The sequence below is a fragment of the Actinophytocola gossypii genome (assembly GCF_025165815.1).
Lineage (GTDB): Bacteria > Actinomycetota > Actinomycetes > Mycobacteriales > Pseudonocardiaceae > Actinophytocola > Actinophytocola gossypii.
In genome coordinates this window covers 1-1511 of sequence record NZ_JAFFZE010000045.1, presented here as the reverse complement: position 1 = coordinate 1511, position 1511 = coordinate 1, and the positions used below count along the sequence as shown (strand labels likewise).

The 1511-nt window shown below is 70.8% G+C and carries 1 protein-coding gene and 1 pseudogene; both read left to right on the top strand.

What is annotated here, in order from left to right; genetic code table 11:
- A partial coding sequence (locus JT362_RS35285) for a 2-oxoacid:acceptor oxidoreductase subunit alpha (RefSeq protein ID WP_260196305.1) occupies positions 1–1352 on the top strand: 1352 nt, incomplete at its 5' end.
- Positions 1349–1511 (top strand): annotated as a pseudogene (locus JT362_RS35280) (2-oxoacid:ferredoxin oxidoreductase subunit beta); the annotation flags it as partial. The gene JT362_RS35285 and the pseudogene JT362_RS35280, both read left to right, overlap by 4 nt.

Genomic DNA, 1511 nt, shown 5'->3' with positions numbered 1-1511 from the left:
ACCGGCCGACCGAGGGCACCGAGCGGTTCCTGCGGGAGAAGTTCGCCCGCAAGCCGGACATCGCCGAGGCCAACGTGCTGGCCTTCCGCGCGGGCTGGAACTACGGCGAGACCACCGAGTCGTTCGCCACCAGCTACGAGGTCGCGCCGGCTACCGACTTCCCACCGGGCCGCTACCGGCAGATCACCGGCAACGCCGCGCTCGCCTACGGGGTCGTCGCGGCCGGGCAGTGCGCGCGGCTGCCGGTGTTCCTCGGCGGCTACCCGATCACGCCGGCGTCGGACATCCTGCACGAGCTGTCCAGGCACAAGAACTTCGGCGTCACGACGATGCAGGCCGAGGACGAGATCGCCGGCATCGGCGCCGCGCTCGGGGCCGCGTACGGCGGTGCGCTGGGCGTGACGACCACGTCCGGGCCGGGGCTCGCGCTGAAGTCCGAGACGATCGGGCTCGCCGTGATGGCCGAACTGCCGCTGCTGGTGATCGACGTGCAGCGGGGCGGCCCCTCGACGGGGATGCCCACCAAGACCGAGCAGGCCGACCTGCTGCAGGCGATGTTCGGCCGCAACGGCGAGTCGCCGGTGCCCGTGCTGGCGCCGTGCTCGCCGGGGGACTGCTTCACGACCGTCCTCGACGCCGTGCGGATCGCGCTGACCTACCGGACGCCGGTGCTGCTGCTGTCCGACGGGGCGATCGCGAACGGGTCGGAGCCGTGGCTGATCCCGGACGCGTCCGAGCTGCCGGATCTGAGCGTGACGTTCGCGAACGAGCCGAACGCCCCGGACGGCAGCGGCGAGCACTGGCCGTACCTGCGGGACCAGGAGACCCTGGCACGGGCCTGGGCGGTTCCTGGCACGCCCGGCCTGGAACACCGGATCGGTGGGCTGGAGAAGGCCGACGGCAAGGGCAACATCTCCTACGACCCGGACAACCACGACCGGATGACCAGGATCCGCCAGGCCAAGGTGGACGGTGTGGCGGTGCCGGACCTGGAGGTCGAGGACCCGTCGGGCCGCGCGGAGGTGCTGGTGCTCGGCTGGGGCTCGACATTCGGCCCGATCGGCGCCGCGTGCCGGGCGGTGCGGCGGCGCGGGCACCGGGTGGCGCGGGCGCACCTGCGGCACCTGAACCCGTTCCCGGCGAACCTGGGTGAGCTGCTGCGGTCCTACGACAAGGTGGTCGTGCCGGAGATGAACCTGGGGCAGCTGGCGATGCTGGTGCGGTCCCGCTTCCTGGTGGACGCGGTGTCGTACACCAAGGTCGCCGGGCTGCCGTTCATGGAGGAGGAACTCGCCGACGTGCTGCTGCGCCACATCGGCGAGACCGGGACCGGGCTCGCGGAGGCGGCATGACGATCGAGCTGGGAATGCCGACACTGACCGCGAAGGACTTCAAGTCCGATCAGGAGGTGCGGTGGTGTCCCGGGTGTGGTGACTATGTGGTGTTGAACGCTATGCAGTCGTTTCTGCCCTCGTTGGGGCTGAAACGGGAGAACATCGTGTTCATCTCGG